At 62.6% G+C, this 20,158-nt stretch carries 15 protein-coding genes and 1 pseudogene; 9 read left to right on the forward strand and 7 right to left on the reverse strand.

The window, feature by feature from the left end:
- Nucleotides 1-35: 35 nt before the first annotated feature.
- Nucleotides 36-1,112 carry an HNH endonuclease signature motif containing protein gene (locus tag FME68_RS03550; RefSeq protein WP_070512462.1) on the reverse strand — a complete coding sequence of 359 codons (1,077 nt, stop codon included), beginning with the start codon at nucleotides 1,110-1,112 and terminating at the stop codon, nucleotides 36-38.
- Between the two features lie 363 nt (nucleotides 1,113-1,475).
- On the opposite strand from FME68_RS03550, the gene ileS reads away from it, so the two are divergent.
- Nucleotides 1,476-4,673, forward strand: a complete 3,198-nt coding sequence (gene ileS / locus FME68_RS03555; RefSeq protein WP_158396074.1) for an isoleucine--tRNA ligase — start codon at nucleotides 1,476-1,478, stop codon at nucleotides 4,671-4,673.
- Nucleotides 4,674-4,803: 130 nt separating this feature from the next.
- Here the strand turns inward: ileS and FME68_RS03560 are convergent.
- Nucleotides 4,804-6,152: pseudogene (locus tag FME68_RS03560) on the reverse strand (MFS transporter).
- Nucleotides 6,149-6,790: a GntR family transcriptional regulator gene (locus tag FME68_RS03565; protein WP_144013035.1), complete on the reverse strand. Its 642-nt coding sequence runs from the start codon at nucleotides 6,788-6,790 to the stop codon at nucleotides 6,149-6,151. The pseudogene FME68_RS03560 and the gene FME68_RS03565 overlap by 4 nt, the downstream one beginning before the upstream one ends.
- A gap of 150 nt (nucleotides 6,791-6,940) precedes the next feature.
- Between FME68_RS03565 and FME68_RS03570 the strand changes: the two genes are divergently transcribed.
- Nucleotides 6,941-8,395 carry a DNA polymerase IV gene (locus FME68_RS03570; RefSeq protein ID WP_158396076.1) on the forward strand — a complete coding sequence of 485 codons (1,455 nt, stop codon included), beginning with the start codon at nucleotides 6,941-6,943 and terminating at the stop codon, nucleotides 8,393-8,395.
- Here the strand turns inward: FME68_RS03570 and FME68_RS03575 are convergent.
- Entirely contained in the window at nucleotides 8,392-9,327 is a 936-nt protein-coding gene (locus FME68_RS03575) for an asparaginase (protein WP_158396078.1), read from the reverse strand. The two genes, FME68_RS03570 and FME68_RS03575, sit on opposite strands and share 4 nt — an antisense overlap.
- 106 nt (nucleotides 9,328-9,433) lie before the next feature.
- Between FME68_RS03575 and FME68_RS03580 the strand changes: the two genes are divergently transcribed.
- Nucleotides 9,434-10,063 (forward strand): WKL family lipoprotein, encoded by a 630-nt coding sequence (locus tag FME68_RS03580; RefSeq protein WP_328287702.1) that lies wholly within the window; start codon nucleotides 9,434-9,436, stop codon nucleotides 10,061-10,063.
- A gap of 125 nt (nucleotides 10,064-10,188) precedes the next feature.
- Here FME68_RS03580 and FME68_RS03585 read toward each other — a convergent pair whose 3' ends face one another.
- Complete coding sequence (locus FME68_RS03585) at nucleotides 10,189-11,136, reverse strand: DUF6263 family protein (RefSeq protein ID WP_328287703.1); 948 nt, start codon at nucleotides 11,134-11,136, stop codon at nucleotides 10,189-10,191.
- Between the two features lie 32 nt (nucleotides 11,137-11,168).
- On the opposite strand from FME68_RS03585, the gene lspA reads away from it, so the two are divergent.
- The 4 genes from lspA to FME68_RS03605 are packed head-to-tail and all read left to right on the forward strand — an operon-like array spanning nucleotide 11,169 to nucleotide 13,491.
- The gene (gene lspA, locus FME68_RS03590; protein WP_070512491.1) at nucleotides 11,169-11,684 is read left to right on the forward strand and encodes a signal peptidase II; all 516 of its coding nucleotides are present in this window, start codon (nucleotides 11,169-11,171) and stop codon (nucleotides 11,682-11,684) included.
- Nucleotides 11,684-12,607 (forward strand): RluA family pseudouridine synthase, encoded by a 924-nt coding sequence (locus tag FME68_RS03595; protein WP_070512496.1) that lies wholly within the window; start codon nucleotides 11,684-11,686, stop codon nucleotides 12,605-12,607. Before lspA ends, FME68_RS03595 begins: the two co-directional genes overlap by 1 nt.
- The gene (locus FME68_RS03600) at nucleotides 12,604-13,203 is read left to right on the forward strand and encodes a hypothetical protein (protein ID WP_070512499.1); all 600 of its coding nucleotides are present in this window, start codon (nucleotides 12,604-12,606) and stop codon (nucleotides 13,201-13,203) included. The genes FME68_RS03595 and FME68_RS03600 overlap by 4 nt, the downstream gene beginning before the upstream one ends.
- A gap of 18 nt (nucleotides 13,204-13,221) precedes the next feature.
- Entirely contained in the window at nucleotides 13,222-13,491 is a 270-nt protein-coding gene (locus FME68_RS03605; RefSeq protein ID WP_070512502.1) for a type II secretion system protein, read from the forward strand.
- Here the strand turns inward: FME68_RS03605 and rarD are convergent.
- Nucleotides 13,488-14,390 carry an EamA family transporter RarD gene (gene rarD / locus FME68_RS03610; RefSeq protein ID WP_158396082.1) on the reverse strand — a complete coding sequence of 301 codons (903 nt, stop codon included), beginning with the start codon at nucleotides 14,388-14,390 and terminating at the stop codon, nucleotides 13,488-13,490. The genes FME68_RS03605 and rarD overlap by 4 nt on opposite strands.
- A 65-nt stretch (nucleotides 14,391-14,455) precedes the next feature.
- Here rarD and dnaE point away from each other — a divergent pair, with 65 nt between their 5' ends.
- Nucleotides 14,456-18,031, forward strand: coding sequence for a DNA polymerase III subunit alpha (dnaE, locus tag FME68_RS03615; RefSeq protein ID WP_158396084.1), 3,576 nt, complete (start codon nucleotides 14,456-14,458; stop codon nucleotides 18,029-18,031).
- 111 nt (nucleotides 18,032-18,142) lie between these two features.
- Nucleotides 18,143-19,339: a cobalamin-independent methionine synthase II family protein gene (locus FME68_RS03620; RefSeq protein ID WP_070515726.1), complete on the forward strand. Its 1,197-nt coding sequence runs from the start codon at nucleotides 18,143-18,145 to the stop codon at nucleotides 19,337-19,339.
- Between the two features lie 114 nt (nucleotides 19,340-19,453).
- Here FME68_RS03620 and FME68_RS03625 read toward each other — a convergent pair whose 3' ends face one another.
- Complete coding sequence (locus FME68_RS03625) at nucleotides 19,454-20,068, reverse strand: hypothetical protein (protein ID WP_158396086.1); 615 nt, start codon at nucleotides 20,066-20,068, stop codon at nucleotides 19,454-19,456.
- Nucleotides 20,069-20,158 lie beyond the last annotated feature (90 nt).

Here is a 20,158-nt window from a genome sequence, read left to right on the forward strand (position 1 = left end):
GTAATTCTGGGTGGAGGGCTACTTCTGTGAAGTCGCTAGTCGTCTCGCTCCCCGGAGTTTGGGAATAACCCGGGTGGCGCTTGCAGCGGCGTGGGTGGCGGGGGAGGGCCGTACGTTCTCTTCGCTTTTCCCCTGACCCGAGCCATGCGGCCGCGACCCGGCGGCGCATTCGGATCGTCCTGGTTCACCCCATTGTGATACGGACAGAGCATCACCAAGTTTTCCTGGTTGGTGTACCCGCCGTTCTTCCACGCGATGAGGTGATGAACTTGACATTCATCGGCCGGCTTCAGGCAGTCATCCCAAGCACAGACTGGGAACTCGGCCATAGCCATGATGCGCTGCTTGATGCTGGCCGAGCGCTCCTCGTAGTAGAGGTTGACCGGCCCGTGATAGGGATGAAAAAGAGTCGCGAGCGCGCCGTCTTTATCGATTTCACCGGCGATGACCTTGTTGAGGTACTCTGCCCCGGTCATCGTGGCGCCATTGGTCATCTGGAGGGTGATTTCTTCGCCGTCACCGTCGAGAATTTTCGTCATTGCATCCAGCGGCACAAGGATATTGGTCTGCAAGCCGCGGCGCGGTGCAGCGCCTTTGAAGAAGGCCTCGCGGATGGACTCGAGGGGGCGTGCCGGGTCGACGGCGTCGTTAAGCTCTGCAATCAGTTGCGAGGGGCCCGTGATCGCCATCGTCCACGGTGCATTGCGGCGGCGGTAGACAGTCACGCCCTCCTTCGGCGTGGGCGGTGCTGAGTGTTCCTTGAGCTTCTTCTTCGCCAGCGCCTCCATGGCGAGGGTGTCAGCGCTCGTTCGGCAGAGTTCTAGACGCAGCTTCCAGCCCAACGCTTGTGTTTTGGCTTTGCGGGCGTAGCGGTCGATGACCTCCAAGGTAGGCAAAGAATGCTTGCGTTGGCGCGCTGCCTTCACTGCGTCGCGTTGCATCCGCGTCATGGCGGTCTTGCCAAAGAAGCTCGTATACAGCCGTGCCAACTCCGCGGCGGTTTTGTCTGGGGATCCGGCGGCGATGAGGTCTGCTTCAGACATGCCTTCGCACTCGGCGACGACATCGATGCCGGCCCCGAGTGCGTTAAGGAAAGTCTGCAGTGCGCTCATGACAGTGGAGCTTAAAACACCTTATGGCCTGCGCGCATTAGAAAAAATGTTCCTGTGGAAAACCTTATCCCAGGTGCCTCTTTCGTGTACTGGCGTTTCTATTTTGGGGCTTTCGGGAACCTGCGCCTGTGAAAACTTGACCGGCTCGCTATACTTTTAGGCGTATGCAGTGAGCCGGCTATCACCGGGGAGCATTCCGGAAGAACGTGCTTTGCGCTTAGCGGAGCATTATTAGAACTGGGCGGGTAGGGACCGTCATCTCCTTCACATCAACGAAGCGGGGCGCCTCGGCGCCCAAGCGGGGTGGTACCGCGAGCCGTAAGGCGCGTCCCCGCCACAGCGAACGAGTGAAGGAATTTTTAGATGAGTAATAACCCCGCGAACGTCGGCAGCGTTTATCCCAAAGTCGATATGACTACTGGGTCTTCCCGTTTCCCCGATATGGAGCAGGAGGTCCAGAAGTACTGGAGGGCCGACGACACCTTTAAAGCCAGCCTCGAGCAAACCGAGGGCTGCCCCGAATACGTCTTTTATGATGGCCCTCCCTTTGCCAACGGCCTGCCACACTACGGCCACCTGTTGACCGGTTACGTCAAGGACATCGTCCCGCGCTACCGCACCATGGCCGGCAACCACGTCCCGCGCGTCTTCGGCTGGGACACCCACGGCCTGCCGGCGGAGCTGGAAGCAGAAAAGCAGCTCGGCATCACCGACAAGGCCCAGATCGAGGAGATGGGCCTGGAGAAGTTCAACGAGTACTGCGCCAAGTCCGTCCTCGAGTACACCGATGAGTGGGAAGAGTACGTCAACCGCCAGGCTCGCTGGGTGGACTTTGAAAACGGTTACAAGACCATGGACTTGAACTACATGGAGTCCGTGATGTGGGCGTTTAAGGAGCTCTACGACAAGGGCCTGATCTACCAGGGCTTCAGGGTTCTGCCGTACTCCTGGGCTGAGCACACCTCGCTGTCGAACCAGGAGACGCGCCTGGATGATTCTTACAAGATGCGTCAGGATCCGACCCTGACGGTGACCTTCCCGGTAGCGGGCGCTGTGGAGGGAAGCGCGGCGGAGAAGACGTTGGCGGATAACGCCGAGCTTGCCGACGCCTCCTTCCTCGCCTGGACCACCACCCCGTGGACCCTGCCGTCCAACCTGGCTTTGGCGGTCCACCCGGAGGTCGACTACGTCCTGTTCAAGGCCACCGAGGGCGACTTTGCTGGCCGCACCTTCATCATGGCCGAAGCGCTCACCGGCACCCTGGCCAAGGAGCTGGGTGAGGCGGAAGTTCTCAAAACGTTCAAGGGCGCTGAGCTCGAGGGCTTTAAGTACCAGCCCATCTTCGATTTCTTCCCGGATGTCGAGAATGCCTACCAGCTGCTGCTCGCAGATTACGTCACCACTGAGGACGGTACCGGTGTGGTCCACCAGGCTCCGGCCTTCGGTGAGGACGATATGCTCACCTGCCAGAAGTACGGTGTGGGCCTGGTCATTCCGGTGGATGAGGATGGCAAGTTCACCTCGCAGGTGCCACCTTACGAGGGCCAGCTGGTCTTCGACGCTAACAAGGGCATCATCAAGGACCTGAAGGAAGCTGGCCGCGTGGTGCGCCACGTGACCATCGAGCACTCCTACCCGCACTCCTGGCGCTCCGGCGAACCGCTCATCTACATGGCGCTGCCTGCATGGTTCGTCAAGGTGACCGAGTTCCGCGACCGCATGGTGGAGCTCAACCACAACGAGATCGAGTGGCTGCCGGAGCACATCCGTGACGGCCAGTTCGGCAAGTGGCTGGAGGGCGCTCGCGATTGGAACATCTCTCGTACCCGCTACTGGGGCGCTCCGATCCCGGCGTGGATCTCCGATGACCCGGAGTACCCGCGCGTGGATGTCTACGGCTCCCTGGATGAGCTGGAGCGTGACTTTGGCGTGCGCCCGACCAGCCTGCACCGCCCGCACATCGATGAACTGACTCGCCCGAACCCGGATGATCCGACGGGCAAGTCCACGATGCGCCGCGTGCCGGACGTGTTGGACTGCTGGTTTGAGTCCGGCTCGATGCCGTTTGCGCAGAAGCATTACCCGTTTGAGAACAAGGAGTGGTTTGAGACCCACTCGCCGTCTGATTTCATCGTGGAGTACTCCGGTCAGACCCGCGGCTGGTTCTACGTCATGCATGCGCTGTCCACCGCGCTCTTTGACCGCCCGGCCTACAAGAAGGTTGTGGCCCACGGCATCGTTCTGGGCAATGACGGACTGAAGATGTCCAAGTCCAAGGGCAATTACCCGAACGTCAACGAGGTCTTCGACCGCGATGGCTCGGATGCGATGCGCTGGTTCCTCATGTCCTCGCCGATCTTGCGCGGTGGCAACCTCATCGTCACCGAACAGGGCATCCGTGAGGGCGTGCGCCAGGCCATCCTGCCGATCTGGAATGCCTACACCTTCCTGCAGCTCTACGCTTCCCAGGACGCGACGTTCGATGTCAGCTCCACCAACGTTCTGGACCGCTACATCTTGGCCAAGACGCATGACTTGGTAAAGAACACGAATGATGCGTTGGCGAATACCGATATTGCTACGGCAACCGAGGAGGTTCGCCTCTTCGCGGATGCCTTGACTAACTGGTACGTGCGCCGCTCCCGCGACCGTTTCTGGGAGGGCGAGGAAACCCACGCAGAGGCTTTCAACACCCTCTACACGGTGCTGGAGACTGTGTCCCGCGTGGTGGCTCCGCTACTGCCGCACGTGGCTGAGGTCATCTACCGCGGCCTGACCGGTGAGCGCTCTGTGCACTTGGCTTCCTACCCGAAGGCTGAGGACTACCCGGCTGACGCGAACCTGGTGGCCGCTATGGATGCCACCCGCGCGGTGGCTTCGGCGGCGTCGTCTGTGCGCAAGTCCAATAAGCTGCGTAACCGCCTGCCGCTGCCGAAGCTGACCGTCGCGATGCCGGATTCGGCTCGCTTGGCCGACTTCAAGGACATCATCCGCGATGAGGTCAACGTCAAGGACGTTGAGCTGACCGATGACGTCGATGAGGTCGGCACCTTCGAGGTTGTCTGCAACGCCAAGGTGGCGGGCCCGCGCTTGGGCAAGGACGTACAGCGCGCCATCAAGAACTTGAAGGCGGGCAACTACGAGCGCGACGGCGAGGAGGTTATCGTTGACGGCGATATCCGCCTGACCCCGGATGAGTACACGGAACGTCTCAAGGCTGCGAACCCGGAGTCCACGGCGCGTGTGGACGGCGTGGATGGCCTAGTGGTATTGGATACCAACGTCAACGAAGAGCTGGAGGCTGAGGGCTGGGCGGCGGATGTCATCCGCGGCCTGCAGGATGCTCGCAAGGCCGAGGACTTCGTGGTCACCGACCGCATCACCGTGGTCCTGTCTGTCCCCGCGGAGAAGGAAGAGTGGGCCAACCGCCACCGCGAGCACATCGCGGCAGAGGTGCTCGCCGTCGACTTCACCGTGACGACCGAGGCCCTCGAGGCTAGAGCTGGCCAGCATGTCCACGACGTTCTTAAGGGCGTAACCGCCACGGTGGCTAAGGCCTAAGACGGCAACAGCGACGTTAACGGTCGCAGAAAAGCTCCGCTTCCCGGATGTGGGAGGCGGAGCTTTTAGCATCTGTGCACAGGTAGCGCAGTGCGGCCCAGAGGAGGGCGCCCGACTGGTGGGGCCGGTGTTAGCGGCGGGTGCCGGGTAGGTGTGCGCGCCAAGCAAGGATGACATTGATGAGGCAGACCAGTGCCAAGAAGCTACCGATGCTGAACAACGCGGTGAAACCAAGGTAAGGTGCGAGGGCGCTGAAAGCCATCGGGATGAAGAAACCGGTGTAGGAAATGGAGTAGTACACGGCGGTCAGGCCGGCGAGCTCACGCTCGCCCGCGATGCGTTGGACCTCCGACAAGCCGGCGACGAGTGCCAGGCCGTATCCTGCGCCCATGGTCGCGGCGGCGGCGATGCCGAGCGGCAGGGAGAGCGAGTGGGCGGCGAAGGCTCCGAGGATGGCGCCGACGGTGATGACGAACATGGCCAGCGCCGAGGCGCGCGCAGACTTATGGGTATCCACCAGTCGGCCCAACATCTGGACAGCGACACCGCACCCCAGGGTGATAACGGTCATCAGGCCGGAGAAAGCGATGGGGGCATCGCCTGCCGAGTCGGACAACAGCTGTGGCAGGAGCGCATAGGCCGCTCCCGCGCAACCGAATACCCACGGGGCCACAGGGACGACGACGCGTAGGAAACGCTTGTGAGCAACGGCGGGAATGTGCAGCATCTCCAGCATGTCGCGCACCCGAAGCTCCAAGATGGTGGTCTTGACGTCGCCCCGGGTGGGCTGGCGGGTCTCCGGAGTATGCAGGATCCACACGGCGGTCAGCAACGTAAGCAGCATGTGGAGGATATAAGCCGTGTGCGTCGGCCACGGACCCCACTGGGCGAGCACCGAAGCGATGCCCGCGCCGACGAGGAAACCGGCAGTCAAACACAAGGAAGCCTTGCGGGCGCCGCCGCCGGGTCACCGCCAGCCCTCGTGATGAGCTCCGTAATCCACGTTGAGCCCACGGCCATGACCAATCCCAAGGCCATGCCGCATAGGACACGTCCCAGTGCGATGATGAGTGGCTCGTTGGGCGCGATGGACAGCAAGAAAGACCCCGCCAAAGACAGCGGCGCTGCAGGGAGCAGCAGGGGGCGGCGGCCCAGCAGATCGGACAGTGGGCCGCCGATCAGAAGGGCGGGGATGATGCCCACGACGTAGGCGGCCAAGAGCCCGTTGACCGTCACCTGGGAAAAGTTGGAGCTCTCGCGGTACATCACCAGCAGCGGGGTGAACTCGTTTCCGCCCCACGCCACGGCGATCATGGAACCGGCGACGGGGAACCACGCGCGCGGCGACAGCGGTGTTCCGTCCGAGTGGATAGACGAGCGCGAGGAGGTGGGGCTTTCGGCAGCGTCGGTGTCCAGAATGGCGTCGTGCTCGGTGGTGGGCGCCTCGACAGCAGGGTTCGAATGCGCAGAGACAGTCACAGTTGCTTCCTTGAGGAGTTGAGGTGGGAGTGGAGTTCGGTGAGGTAGGAGTCGATGTCGCCGGAGCGGAGGGCGTCGGCAAGCAAGGCGTGTTGAGCTACGAAGGCGCGTGCCTTCTCGACGCTGCGGCCAATGGCGGTGGCAGTGAAGCGTTGTTGACGCTCGCGCAGCGTGTGGCCAAGGTGCGCCAAGAGGCGGTTGCCGCCGTTGTCCATGATGGTCTGGTGGAACTTTGCGTCCAGTTGGGTGTAAGTGCGCAGATCAGAGTTGTCGAGGGCGGCTTTCTGTTCCTCGATCGTGGCATCGAGGACATCAGCGATAAGGCCACGCTCTTCGGCGGGGAGCTCGCAGATGTGGCGGGCAGAATTCTCGTCCACGAGGAGGCGGGCTTCGTAGACCTCACGGATCTCGCGGGGGCTGATGGGGACGACCAACGCGCCGCGTTTGGGGTAGAGCTTCAAAAACCCCTCTACCTCCAAGCGGAGAAACGCCTCACGCACCGGGGTGCGACTCATTCCTAGCTCGGCGGCAAGGGCGGCTTCGGAGAGCATGTCCGAGTCATCGACCTCGTCATCGATGATGCGGCGCTTGAGGTGCTCATAGGCCCTTTCTGCGGCAGGTACCTTGTCTTTCTGCATGCATACATGATGCATGCATGCGGGTCTTAGTGTCTAGTACTACACGCCAATCGTGGGGCATAGATCACTCATGCCGCGCGTGAGAGCTAGTTCTCTTTGCCTGCCGAGGGCTTCCTTGTGGATGCGAATATATGTTTTAGACTTGTAGCTATGCAGCGCTGGGTTCTTCACATCGACATGGATGCGTTCTTTGCCTCGGTGGAACAGCTCACCCGCCCCACCCTGCGCGGCCGGCCGGTGTTGGTGGGAGGGACATCCGGCCGCGGGGTCGTCGCGGGTGCGTCCTACGAAGCGCGCGCTTATGGTGCGCATTCCGCCATGCCCATGTTCCGCGCGCAGCAGCTTGTGGGTTATCGAGCCGTGGTGGTGCAACCGCGCCGGGCGGTCTATTCGGCAGCCTCGCGCCGGGTGTTTGGGATTATTGCGCAGCACGCCGGGGTAATCGAACAACTATCTATCGATGAGGCCTTTATGGAGCCTGAGGCACTCGTCGGTGCCTCACCAGCCGAGGTCTGCGAGTGGGCAGAGAACCTCCGCCGCGTGATTCGAACGGAGACGGGCCTGCCCAGCTCTATTGGAGCGGGTGCGGGAAAGCAGAGCGCGAAGATCGCCTCTGGGGAAGCTAAACCGGATGGCACCTTCGTGGTCCCGCAGGAGCGCTTCGACGAGCTCATTCACCCGCTGCCGGTGGGCAAGCTCTGGGGAGCGGGCCCAGTTACGCAGCAGAAATTGGCCGCCATCGGAGTGGAGACCATCGGCCAGTTGGCGGCGATGAGCCGCAAGGAAGTCGAGATTTCACTCGGCGGCGTGGTGGGGGTGCAGCTGTGGGAGCTTGCCCAGGGAATTGATGAGCGCCCCGTCGCCCCGCGCGCGATTGCCAAACAGATCTCCACCGAATTCACCTACCCAACGGATCTGCGCACGGCAGCCGAGGTAGACGCGGCGCTGATCCGCGCGGCACACGGTGCTCATTCTCGGTTGCTCAAGGATGGGCGCGGCGCGCGCACGGTGACGGTGAAGCTGCGGATGGCAGATTTTCACATCGAGTCACGCTCAGCCACCTTGCCCTACGCCACCGATGACCTGAAGGTGCTCGAAGCCAAAGCGTTGAGCTTGGCCCGCTACCCGGAGGAGCTCGGACCGATCAGGCTGGTGGGCGTGAGCTACTCAGGGCTGGAAGAGGCCCGCCAAGACGTGCTCTTTCCGGAACTGGACCGTGAGATTGTGCGCCGGGCGCCGGACACGGACTACGAAACCGGGGTCAGTGATTATCTGCCTGGGACGCCATCTGTCCCCGAGAGTGTTTCCCCGGCGGGTGGAGCTGCGGATTCCGAAGAATCGCTGAGTCACCGGTGGCGCGCGACCCAAGACGTCTACCACCCCGACTTCGGCCACGGCTGGATCCAGGGCGCGGGCCACGGGGTGGTCAGCGTGCGTTTTGAAACCCGCGCTACGGGCCCGGGGTTCGTGCGCTCCTTCGCGGCTGAGGATGAAGACCTCCGCCCCGCCGACCCGCTGGAATCACTGGCGTGGGAGGACATCCCGCCGGATGAAGACGCCGACCCCGAGGACGCGGTAGAGGCCCCACCACGAGAGGACAGCTAGCCCGCGGTATAGGTCGTGGCAGGCGGGGTCGAGCTAAACATCTCGCCCACCGGGGTACCCGTGGCGAGGGCAGCGGCGAGCATGATGCGGGCTTGGCCTGCGCGGAATCCGCCGGAAGCCACCGCGCCCATTTCGCCCAAGGTGGCTCCACCGCCTGCACCGCCATAGGCCAGCTTTGTCACTCCATAAGGCGTGCGGGTGCTAATCACCACGGGCACACCCGCCTGCAGCGCGCGGGTTACCCCAGCACCCATCTCCGCGCCCATGTTGCCGGAGCCCATCGCCTCGATGACGAGGCCGGAGGTGTGGGGGAGGGAGGCGTCGACAAGCGTGGCGCCGGCGCCCGGGTAGGCCGCGATGATCTCAACGGGGTGATTGGCCAAGGGCGCCAGGGGGAGGGGCTCTAAGGAGGTTTCTCCCACCGGCAGCTCCTCAAAGCCGTTGAGCTGCGATGTGTGCCACTTGCGCGCACCGCGCCCAGGGATGGTGCGGCCGCCAAACTGCACCCACACACCCGGCTTCCCAGCGCGCAGAAGCTCATAGGCCTCGCGCAGGTTGCGCGGCCCATCACCATCCGGGTGGTCAAAGGCGCGCTGCGCGCCCGTGAGCACGATGGGGCCCGCACCGAGATCGAAGAGAGACAACGCTAGGGCGGTCTCTTCCAAGGAATCGGTGCCATGCGTGATGAGTACGCCGTCGATGTCCGGGCGGGCCAGCTGGTCACGTACGCACAGCAGCAGCTCATCGAGGTCTGCCAAAGTAATCGAGCTGGAGTCCAGGGCGCGGAACTCCACCACCTCGATATCGTGAGGGCTGCCCGCAGTACCTAGGGATGCGGCCAGCTGCTGGCCGCTGACGGTGGGGACGAGGGAGCCGTCACGGACCGTCGTGCAGGCGATGGTGCCACCGGTGGCGATGAGTGCAAAAGTCATGCCAGCAGGCTACTACAGGCGCGCACCTGCGCGGGAAACCCAGGGTGAAGCTCGCGGGCGCTAGAGTAAAAGGGATGAACCACGATCCCCAACGTGAGGAGTATTTGTGAAATCCTTCAAGCTGAGCGCCGCCGTCCTGGCTTTGGGCGCCGCGACTGCCCTGTCCGCCTGCTCGTCTTCCGACGACGGCGCGGCCGAGAACAGCACCGCCGCTAAGCCCTCGGGCGAAACCTCCGCCTCGCAGGTTGTCTCCACCGAGATGCCCTCCGTGGAGGAACTCAACGAGATCCTGGCCAAGGCCGCCGACCCGAACCTGCCGCAGGAAGAGAAGGTGCAGCTGGTCCAGGGCAGCGAGACGGCGCCGGAGCTTTTCGACGTCATGTCGCAGTCCCAGGCCGAATCCGGTGCCACCTTCGAGGTCGTGGCCCCGGTCATCCCTGGCCTCGTGCCGGATTCCGCGCTCGCTACCGTCCACATCAATACCCCTGATGGCCAGCAGCAGACCGCTGACCAGGTGGAGTTCATCAACGAGGGTGGTACGTGGAAGCTGTCCAAGACGTGGGCCTGTGTCCTGGTCACCAACATCGTCCCGCCGGAAGAGGTGCCGGAGATGTGTGCTGATTCCGTACCGGAAGGCGCAGAGGCGCCTGCCGACGCCCCGGCAGAAGGTGCCGAAGCTCCTGCCGACGCTCCGGCAGAAGGCGCAGAGGCCCCGGCCGACGCCCCGGCTCAGTAAGACTGGGATTCAAGCTTCAGCGCCCGCCACCACACTGGATTGAGAGCCAGTGGGTGGCGGGCGCTGTGCTGTCCGAAGGTCGGCGCGCGGTTGCCTGATGCGGGGCAGGCGCGGCGCGCAGCGGACTAGTCGGTGGTGAACGTCATATCGGTGGCGCTGGTTTGCACCACGCGAAGATCGGAGCTGTCCGCACCATAAGAAATGGCGGTAGTCACGGAGACGTCGCCGGCGGTGGGAAGCGGTTTGGTCAGATCAACGGTAACGGAGCCCTCCGAGGTCGATGTGTGGTCCGTAACCTTCAGCTCCTTGCCACGTAGCTCTTCGGGGGCGTCGGCGCCGTCGAAGGACAGTGCGCCCAGGGAAGGCCGCTGCTCAATCTTCACGCTGAGCTCAGCGATATCCCCGTCCAGCTTGTCCAAGGTATAGGTCGTGGTTTGCAACAGCGTGGATTCGCCAGTGACGCGCGATTCCACCACCCACGTCGCACCCGGGCCGATTTCCTCATCAGGGAAGACGATGGGCAGTGAGGTCAGGCTGGTGATGGCGCGCTCGACGGTGCTGCGGGCCTGATCGGTCGCCGCCTGCGGGGCGGCCAGGCGCAGCGAGTTCATCTGGCCCGTATCCGTGCCGCGCCATCCAAACTGGAAGCCCTCGGCGGAGGAGACATCCGCGCCGTCAGCCTCCGGCTTTCCGACGGTGACGAACGCGTTGCGGCTGGCTGGAAGTTGGCCTTCGACATTCTCGGTGGCAGCCTCCACCGAGGCCTGGAGCGGAAGAGTGACCTTGTCCTGAGCTTCCGGTGAAGGGGCGGCGCTGCCGTCCTTGCGTAGCTGCTGGTCGAAGCCCGTGGCGACCTCATAGGTGAGTTCCTGCGTGGCATCGAGGTCCTTAAAAGCCAGGACCTGACCGGCGCCGTCACCTGGTTCTAGGAGGGTCACGCGCGGGGCATCGAGGGCCAGCCCCACTGGCTCCTCGACGGGCTTGGCCGGCTGGGAATAGGAACAGCCGGCGAGCGCGCCGGCGACTCCCAGGACGGTGGCGGACAGGACTGCTAGGGCTCTCACACGAAACACGCATTCCAAATTACCGGATGAGCCTGTTTAGAATGGAACGGGTGAAAGCAAGGAGTTATATCGGAGTGATGGTCGCGGTGGTGCTCGGTGTGGCTGCCGTCGACCAAGCCGTGAAGGCGCTGATGCTGTCCATCCTCACTGAAGGTGAAGCCCTACCGGTCTTTGGTGATTGGTTCCGCTTCTACCTTCTGTTTAACCCCGGCGCTGCCTTCTCTATGGGCGGGGAGGGCTCGACGTGGCTGTTTACCACGATCCAATTGGTCTTCATCATTGGTGTGGCCATCGCCGCCCCGCGCATTCACGATAAGTGGCAGGCGATAGGCCTGGCCATGATCGCCGGAGGTGCCCTGGGCAACTTCATCGACCGCCTCGTGCGTGAGCCGGGGTTTTGGTTTGGGCACGTGGTGGATTACATCTCCGTGGGCAGCTTCGCTGTTTTCAATATTGCAGATGCGGCCATTACCTGTGGCGTCGTGGTCTTTATCAGCGCGATGTTCTGGGCAGAGATGAAAGAAAAGCCACAAGAGCAGGAAGCGGGGGAAGCTTGATGCGCGAAAGTCGTAGGTTGCCGGTGCCCGAGGGCCTCGATGGCATGCGCGCGGATGCCGCCCTGGCCAAGCTCTTGGGTATTTCGCGGGCCCGGGTGGCCCAGTTGTGCGCGGCGGGAGACGTGGAAATCGATGGTGCCGCCGTGGGCAAGTCCGAGCGCTTAAGTGCTGGCGGCTGGATCGATGTCATGATGCCAGCGCCGGAGGAACCGCTCATCCCCAAAGAAGAGCTGGTGGAGGGCATGGATGTTCTCTACGCGGACGAGGACATCATCTGCGTGTGCAAGCCCGTGGGTGTGGCTGCGCACCCCACGTTGGGTTGGGATGGGCCCACCGTCATCGGCGGGCTGCGGGCAGCAGGCTATGCGCTTGCCGACGCCGGCCCGACCGAACGCAAGGGTATTGTCCACCGTCTCGACGTGGGGACCTCGGGCGTCATGGTGGTGGCCGCCAGCGAGCGCGCCTACTCCCAACTCAAGAACGCCTTCCGCGAGCGCACCGTGCAGAAGACCTATCACGCCGTGGTCCAAGGCCTGCCGGATCCCATCGTGGGGACCATTGATGCGCCCATTGGCCGCCATCCTTCGGCGGGCTGGAAATTTGGGGTCGTCGATGATGGCAAACCGGCGGTGACACATTACAAGCTGCTGGAGGCCTTCCGCGAGGCCAGCCTCCTCGAAGTCCATTTGGAGACCGGCCGCACCCACCAGATCCGTGTCCACATGTCCGCCACCGGGCATCCCTGCGTAGGCGATCCGATGTATGGCTGTGACCCGAACCTGGCCAAGCGTGTGGGGCTTAACCGCCAGTGGCTGCACGCGGTCGAACTCGGCTTTACCCACCCGGGAACCGGCAAGTGGTTCGAGTGCACTGCACCCTACCCGGACGATCTCAAGCACGCCGTGGAGGTTTTGCGCGGATGAGCCCGCAGCGAAGCACCAGCCAACGCATTTACCGGCGCCGCCGTGCCGCGGCGCTGGTGCTGTTGGCCGTGCTCGCTTTGGCCGTGGTGGTCGCCTTCGGGCTTTTCGGAACGCAGCCCAGCACGGCGGTGCAGGGAGACCAGCTTGGCCCTGATGGCTCGGAGAGCGCGGCCGATTATCGGGAGCGCGCGGAGACCTCATTAGCGCACGCAACCGATCCGGCCTACGCGCTGGTGGGCTTTCGCGAGCCGCTGAGTCCGCAGGACGTGAGCGACGCCCTGCAGCCCGTCGAGCGCATGGATGCCATCGTGATCGGGCTGGCCGCGCCCATCGCGGTCCCCGAGCCTGTCGCCGGCGCCACGCGCGCCGACGTTATCGATACCGTCTTGGCCCGCGTGGCCGACCATGCCCGTGACATGGCGGAGGATGCACCAGCGAAGGTCGATGCCGTCGTGGTCTATTCCGGGGGGAGTCAACTGCGCGCCCTCGCTAACGATCCGCGGGTCGATACCGTGGAGGTCGCGCCCGCTGACGCCGCGTGGGGCTCCTTCGGCGTGCGCCCGCCCGCCAACGTCGGACAGAATGAGAACCGCTAGAACAGCCGAGGAGAAGACATGCGCCTGTTTCCCAACACATCCGAGTGGCCGCCGAACTACCGCTTTGCCTACCTCTTGATGTGGGCGGGCGCGTTCATCGCCTCTGGGGCCGCCATCGCGCAAGGAATCTGGGGAGCGGACAAGCTCACCTTCGGCATTCTCATCGTGGTGGCCATCTACTGCATCGCCATGGCCATCCTCATGCCGCGGTGGGCGCTTAATGCACGCGAGGAATCCGCCCGGCGCGCCGAGGCTAAGCAGGCGCGCGAGGAGCTGAAGCGCCGTTAGCCCTCTGCGGTGGGTGACGCGTCGGCGGGGTGGAGGCGGGCGCGGCGTCGAGAAGCGCGGCCCATGCGCACCAAGTCTGCAAGGTAGATGATCACCGCAACCCAGATGATGGCAAAGCCAATCCAGCGTTCGGTGGACATGTGCTCCTGGGTCACGAACAGCGCCCACAGCATCTGCATGATGGGGGTCATGTACTGCAGCATGCCGAGCGTAGACAGGCGCAGGTGCTTAGCGCCCTGGGCGAAACACAACAGCGGCAGAGCGGTGACGAGGCCGGAGGTGACCAGCAGTGCGACGTGCTCGGGGCCTTCGGTCGTGAAGGTGGATTCGCCCTGTGCCTGGAGGTAGCCCAGGTAGACCAGCGCGAAGGGGAGCATGACCAAGGTTTCCGCGGCCACTGAGCCCATCGAAGAGACCGTGATGCGTTTCTTGAGCAGGCCGTATATTCCGAAGCTGAAGGCCAAGGCCAGCGAATAATAGGGGGCCTGGCCGGTCATGAAGGTCAGCCACAACACCGCGATGAAGGCGATGCTGACCGACGCCACCTGCGCCTTCGTCAGCTTCTCCTTGAGGAAGATAATGCCGAGGGCCACGGAGACGAGCGGGTTAATGAAATAGCCCAGTGCGGCATCGGCCACGTGATCGCTGTTGATGGCGATGACATAGGTACCCCAGTTGATGGTGATGGCCACGCCGCAGGCGAACATCCACCCCCAGGTGCGCAAGCTGAACGCTTTCAGCTCGCGCCAGCCACCGGTCACCAGCAGCATTGCGGTGACGAGAACCGCAGTCCACACGATGCGGTGGGCCAAGATCTCAAACGGGCTCGCGGGGCGCAGCAGCGGGAAGAACGCTGGGAAGAAGCCCCACATGAGATAGGCGGCAATAGTGTAGAACATTTAAGAAAATGTACCTTAACGAGGACCTACGGGCGAAGTTTGACGGCCCCGCTAAGATGAGCCGCATGGCCAAAAACTCCTCCTTCGTCCATCTGCACAACCACACCGAATTCTCCATGCTGGATGGCATGGCCAAGGTGGACATGTTGGCGGATGAGGTTCTCCGCCAAGGCATGCCGGCAGTCGGTATGACCGACCACGGCAACATGTATGGAACCAATGCCTTCTATCAAAGGATGACCAGCGCCGGCATTAAACCAATCATCGGCATCGAGGCCTACCTGGCTCCTGAGTCACGTTTCAACAAGAAGCGCGTGCTGTGGGGAACCCCGGACCAGAAGCGCGATGACGTCTCCGCCTCCGGTGCTTACCTGCACCAGACCATGCTGGCGGAGAATGAAACCGGCCTACGGAACCTGTTCAAGCTTTCCTCCTTGGCTTCTTACGAGGGCCAGTTAGGAAAGTGGCCGCGCATGGACGCGGAGCTTATTGCCGAGCACGCCGAAGGCATCATCGCGACCACCGGCTGCCCCTCCGGCGACGTGCAGACCCGCCTGCGCTTGGGCCAGTTCAACGAGGCTCTCGAGGCTGCCGCGATGTGGCAAGACATCTACGGTAAGGACAACTTCTTCCTGGAGCTCATGGACCATGGGCTGGACATCGAGAAGCGCACGCGCGACGGCCTGCTGGAGATCGGCCGCAAGCTGGACTTGCCGCCGTTGGTGACCAATGACTGCCACTACGTGCTGGAGTCCCAAGCCCCGGCGCATGAGGCTATGCTTTGTGTGCAGACGGGCAAGACCTTTATGGACCCGGACCGCTTCAAGTTCGACGGCACCGGCTACTATATCAAGACCGCCCAACAGATGCGTGAGCTGTGGGATCACATGGTGCCGGAGGCGTGCGATAACACCCTGTGGATTGCGGAGCGCGTGCAGGACTACGGTGCGATTTGGGAGGAGCACACCCACGATCGCATGCCGATTGCCGACGTCCCCGAGGGCCACACCCCAACCTCCTGGCTGACCCACGAGGTGATGGAAGGACTGAAGGATCGCTTCAACGGTGGGGATGTGCCGCAGGAGTACATCGATCGCGCTGAGTACGAGATCAGCGTCATCGACATGAAGGGCTACCCCTCTTACTTCCTCATCGTGGCCGAGCTCATCAAACACGCGCGGTCCATCGGAATTCGCGTTGGTCCGGGCCGTGGTTCGGCGGCCGGTGCACTCGTGGCCTACGCGCTGACCATTACCAACATTGACCCCATCGAGCACGGCCTGCTCTTCGAGCGATTCTTGAACCCGGAGCGTCCGTCTGCACCGGATATCGATATCGACTTCGATGATCGCCGCCGCGGCGAGATGATTACCTACGCTGCCGAACGCTGGGGCGAGGACAAAGTTGCCCAGGTGATCACCTTCGGCACCGTGAAGACCAAGCAGGCCATTAAGGACTCCGCCAAGGTGCACTTTGGCCAGCCGGGCTTCCAGATGGCGGACCGCATTAACGGTGCACTGCCGCCTGCCATCATGGCCAAGGACATCCCGCTCGCCGGCATCATGGACCCCGAGCACGAGCGCTACTCGGAGGCGACCGAGGTCCGGCAGATGATTGAGACCGACCCGGACGTCAAGAAGATTTATGAGACCGCACGCGGCCTCGAGGGTGTGGTCCGCCAGGCCGGTGTGCACGCCTGTGCGGTGATTATGGCCTCGGTCCGCCTCATGGACCACATCCCGATGTGGAAGCGCCCCGCCGACGGCGCCTACATCACCGGCTGGGACTACCCGGCCTGTGAGGCCATCGGCCTGCTGAAGATGGACTTCCTGGGCCTGCGCAACCTCACCGTGATTGGTGACTGCCTGGAAAACATCAAGAAGAACCGTGGCGAGGAAGTCCACCTAGAAGACCTCCATGCCGATGACCCGAATGCCTCAAAGGTCTATGACCTGCTCTCGCGCGGCGATACCCTGGGCGTGTTCCAGCTCGACTCGGGCGGCATGCAGGAGCTGCTCAAGCGTATGAAACCAACGGGCTTTAAGGACATCGTGGCGTCGCTGGCGCTCTACCGTCCGGGCCCGATGGGTGTGAACGCGCACTGGGATTACGCGGACCGCAAAAACGGCCGCAAAGAAATCACCCCGATTCACCCCGAGCTGGAGGAGCCGCTTAAGGAGATCCTCGATGAGACCTACGGTCTTATCGTGTACCAGGAGCAGATCATGCGTATCTCGCAGAAGGTGGCGAACTACACCGCCGGCGAGGCAGATGGCTTCCGTAAGGCCATGGGTAAGAAGAAGCCGGAAGTCCTGGCCCAGCAGTATGACAAATTCTGGGGCGGCATGAAGGACAATGGCTACTCCAAGGAAGCCATGGACGCTCTGTGGGGCACCATTGAGCCCTTCGCCTCCTACGCGTTTAACAAGTCCCACGCCGCCGGTTACGGGTTGGTGTCCTTCTGGACGGCTTACCTGAAGGCCTATTACGCGCCGGAGTACATGGCCGCGCTGCTGACCTCGGTGGGTGACAAGAAGGATAAGTCCGCTATCTACCTGGCCGACTGCCGCCACCTGGGCATCCGCGTGCTCTCCCCGGACGTCAATGAGTCCCAAGAAACCTTCCAGGCCGTGGGCGAGGATATCCGCTTCGGCATGGGCGCTATCCGCAACGTCGGTGGGGAAGTGGTGGATTCCATCGTGAAGACCCGCCGTGAGAAAGGCGCCTTTACGTCCTTCTCCGATTACCTGGAGAAGATCGAGCTGGCGGCCTGTTCGAAGCGCGTGACCGAATCCCTCATCAAGGCCGGAGCCTTCGATTCCCTGGAACACCCGCGCAAGGGCCTCATGCTCATCCACGAGGATGCCGTGGATTCGGTGCAGACTACCAAAAAAGCAGCCGACAAGGGCCAATTTGACCTCTTCGCTGGCTTTGGCGGTGGTGATGAACAGGGCGACTCTGTCTCCGCCTTCGCCATCGATATCCCAGATGAGAACTGGGATCGCAAGCACGAGCTGGCCTTGGAGAGGGAGATGCTCGGCCTGTATGTGTCCGGCCACCCACTCGATGGCTTCGAGGAAGCCCTCAACGCGCAGACCGACACCCCGATTACGAAGATCCTCAACGGTGAAGTCGGCAACGGGCAGGAGCTGGTGATCGGCGGCATTATCTCGGGCGTCGACAGGCGCTTTTCCAAGCGCGATGGCTCGCCCTGGGCCATCGTCAGCATCGAGGACCATAACGGCGCCCAAGTGGATATCCTCGTGTTCAACCAGGTGTACTCGCTGGTGGCCCCGCAGATTGCGGAAGACAACATCATCCTGGCCAAGGTTCAGGTGAAGATTCGCGATGAGCGCATGTCCCTGTTCTGCTCCGATATCCGCGTTCCCGATTTGGGGCCGGGCAACGGTGCTGGGCTGCCGCTGCGACTGACCATGCGCACGGATCAGTGCACGATGGACAACATTGCGCGGCTCAAGCAGGTCTTGGTCAACAACAAGGGTGAGTCCGACGTGTACCTCACGCTTGTCGACGGCGAAGAGTCCACCATGATGGTCCTCGGCGAACATCTGCGTGTGGAGCGCTCCAGCAACCTCATGGGTGATCTCAAGGCGACGATGGGCGCCGGCATCCTTGGGTGAGCCCACGTGTTGGGGCCGCATGCTGAATAAAAGTACAGAATGAAGCGGGCCGTGCTTCGTACGTGGGTTACGCTAGACAGCACAGTCTAGTTGAAAGGGAATGTACCTCCTATGGTCAATAAGATCCGCACCACCCACGTCGGCTCACTGCCACGCACCAAGGAGCTGCTGGAGGCTAACCTCGAGCGTTCTGCCGGCACCATCTCCGATGAGAAGTTCCACGAGATTCTTCAGCGCTCGGTCGCTGACGTGGTCAAGCGCCAGGTTGATCTCGGCATCGACATCATCAACGAGGGCGAGTACGGCCACATCACCTCCGGCGCTGTGGACTATGGCGCTTGGTGGAACTACTCCTTTACCCGCCTGGGTGGATTGACCATGACGGACAAGGACCGCTGGGAAGACGCGGAAATTGTTCGCTCTGAACCGGGTAAGCCGCGGTTGACATCTTTTATTGACCGCCGCGACCGTGCGCTCTTTTCTGAGGCGTACAACGACCCAGAGTCAGGGATTTTTTCTGGGCGTAAAAAAGTAGCCAATCCGGAGTTCACCGGCCCAGTTACGTACATCGGCCAGGACCAGGTTGAAGCAGACGTAAAGCTGCTTTCTGACGCCCTCCCCGAAGGTACCGAAGGCTTCGTCGCCGCCTTGTCCCCGGGATCAGCTGCTCGGTTGACGAATCGCTATTACGATGATGAGCACCAGTTGCTGCACGATGTCGGACAAGCGCTGCGCACCGAGTACAAGGCTATTGCCGATGCCGGTCTGACCGTTCAGTTCGATGCTCCGGACCTGGCCGAGGCATGGGATCAAATTAATCCGGAGCCGTCGGTGGAGGATTTCCGTGGTTTCCTGCGCGAGCGCATTGATATCCTCAACGAGTCCATCAAGGACATCCCGCGCGAGCAGACCCGTCTGCACATCTGCTGGGGTTCCTGGCACGGCCCGCACGTGACGGATATTCCGTTCGCGGACATCATTGAAGAGATCCTGCAGGCCAAGGTCGGCGGCTTCTCCTTCGAGGGTGCCTCGCCGCGCCACGCGCACGAGTGGCGTGTGTGGCAGGACCACAAGCTGCCGGAGGGCACCGTCATCTACCCGGGCGTGATTTCGCACTCCACGAACGCCGTGGAGCACCCGCGCCTGGTGGCGGATCGCATCATCCGTTTCGCCGAGCTGGTGGGCCCCGAGAACGTCATCGCGTCGACGGACTGCGGTCTCGGTGGACGCCTGCATCACCAGATCGCGTGGGCAAAGCTGGAGTCCCTCGTCGAAGGCGCACAGATCGCCACGGAGGAACTGTTCTAACCCGTCGCCCGGGCTGGGGCGCGCAAATGCTCTAGCGCGCGGTCCCGTCCGAGGACGAAATAAATAGGCGCGAACCAAGTGTGGTTCGCGCCTTCGAGATCGTACGGTAGAGAATTATTCCTCAGCCGCGTCGGCCTCTTCCTTCTTCTTGGTGTTATCCCAGTAGAAACCGTGGCTCTTGAGGAAGGCACGCAGGTCGTTGAGGACAGCCGGGTTGGACTGCGCGACCGCGGCCAGCAGGTTGATGCCGACGGAAAGTAACGCAGCCGCGCCACCGATCCACGCAAAGACCTCCTCGGCCGTGTCATTGGGGCGTGCAGACTGTACCCAATCCGGCATCTCGTCCCATTCCTTCTCCAGCTCAGCGTCCTTTTCTTCCTGGACGCAGTCTGGCTCTGCCGGCATACCGGAGGAACCATAACCGTTAAGGATGCCGAGTCCGAGCTCCTTCGGCCCCATGAAGGACGAGCCCGCAGTGTCATCGGCCACCGCGTTTTCGTGCTCCTCGCGCGCCTTGCGCACCGCATCCGCGCACTCCTCGGAGAGGCCGGAGGTGTTGGTGTGACCGATGTTCATCGAGCTTCCGCCAGCGGAGCTCTGACCGTTCTGTCCGCTCTGGCTCTGCGCGGCGGGCTGAGCGCTACCAGAAGCGTCGTCGGCTGCAGCCAGCGGAGTTACCAGGGCCATGGTCGTGGTGCACACTGCGATCAGGGAGGTTGAAAGGCGCATAATCAGAGGGTTCTCCTTGGGAAGGGATGCGAGGGGATGAGAAAAAGGGGGAGGGCTTGGTGCAAGCCCATTTCAATGTAGCAGCCCTCC

The organism is Corynebacterium hiratae, from assembly GCF_009708045.1.
GTDB lineage: Bacteria > Actinomycetota > Actinomycetes > Mycobacteriales > Mycobacteriaceae > Corynebacterium > Corynebacterium hiratae.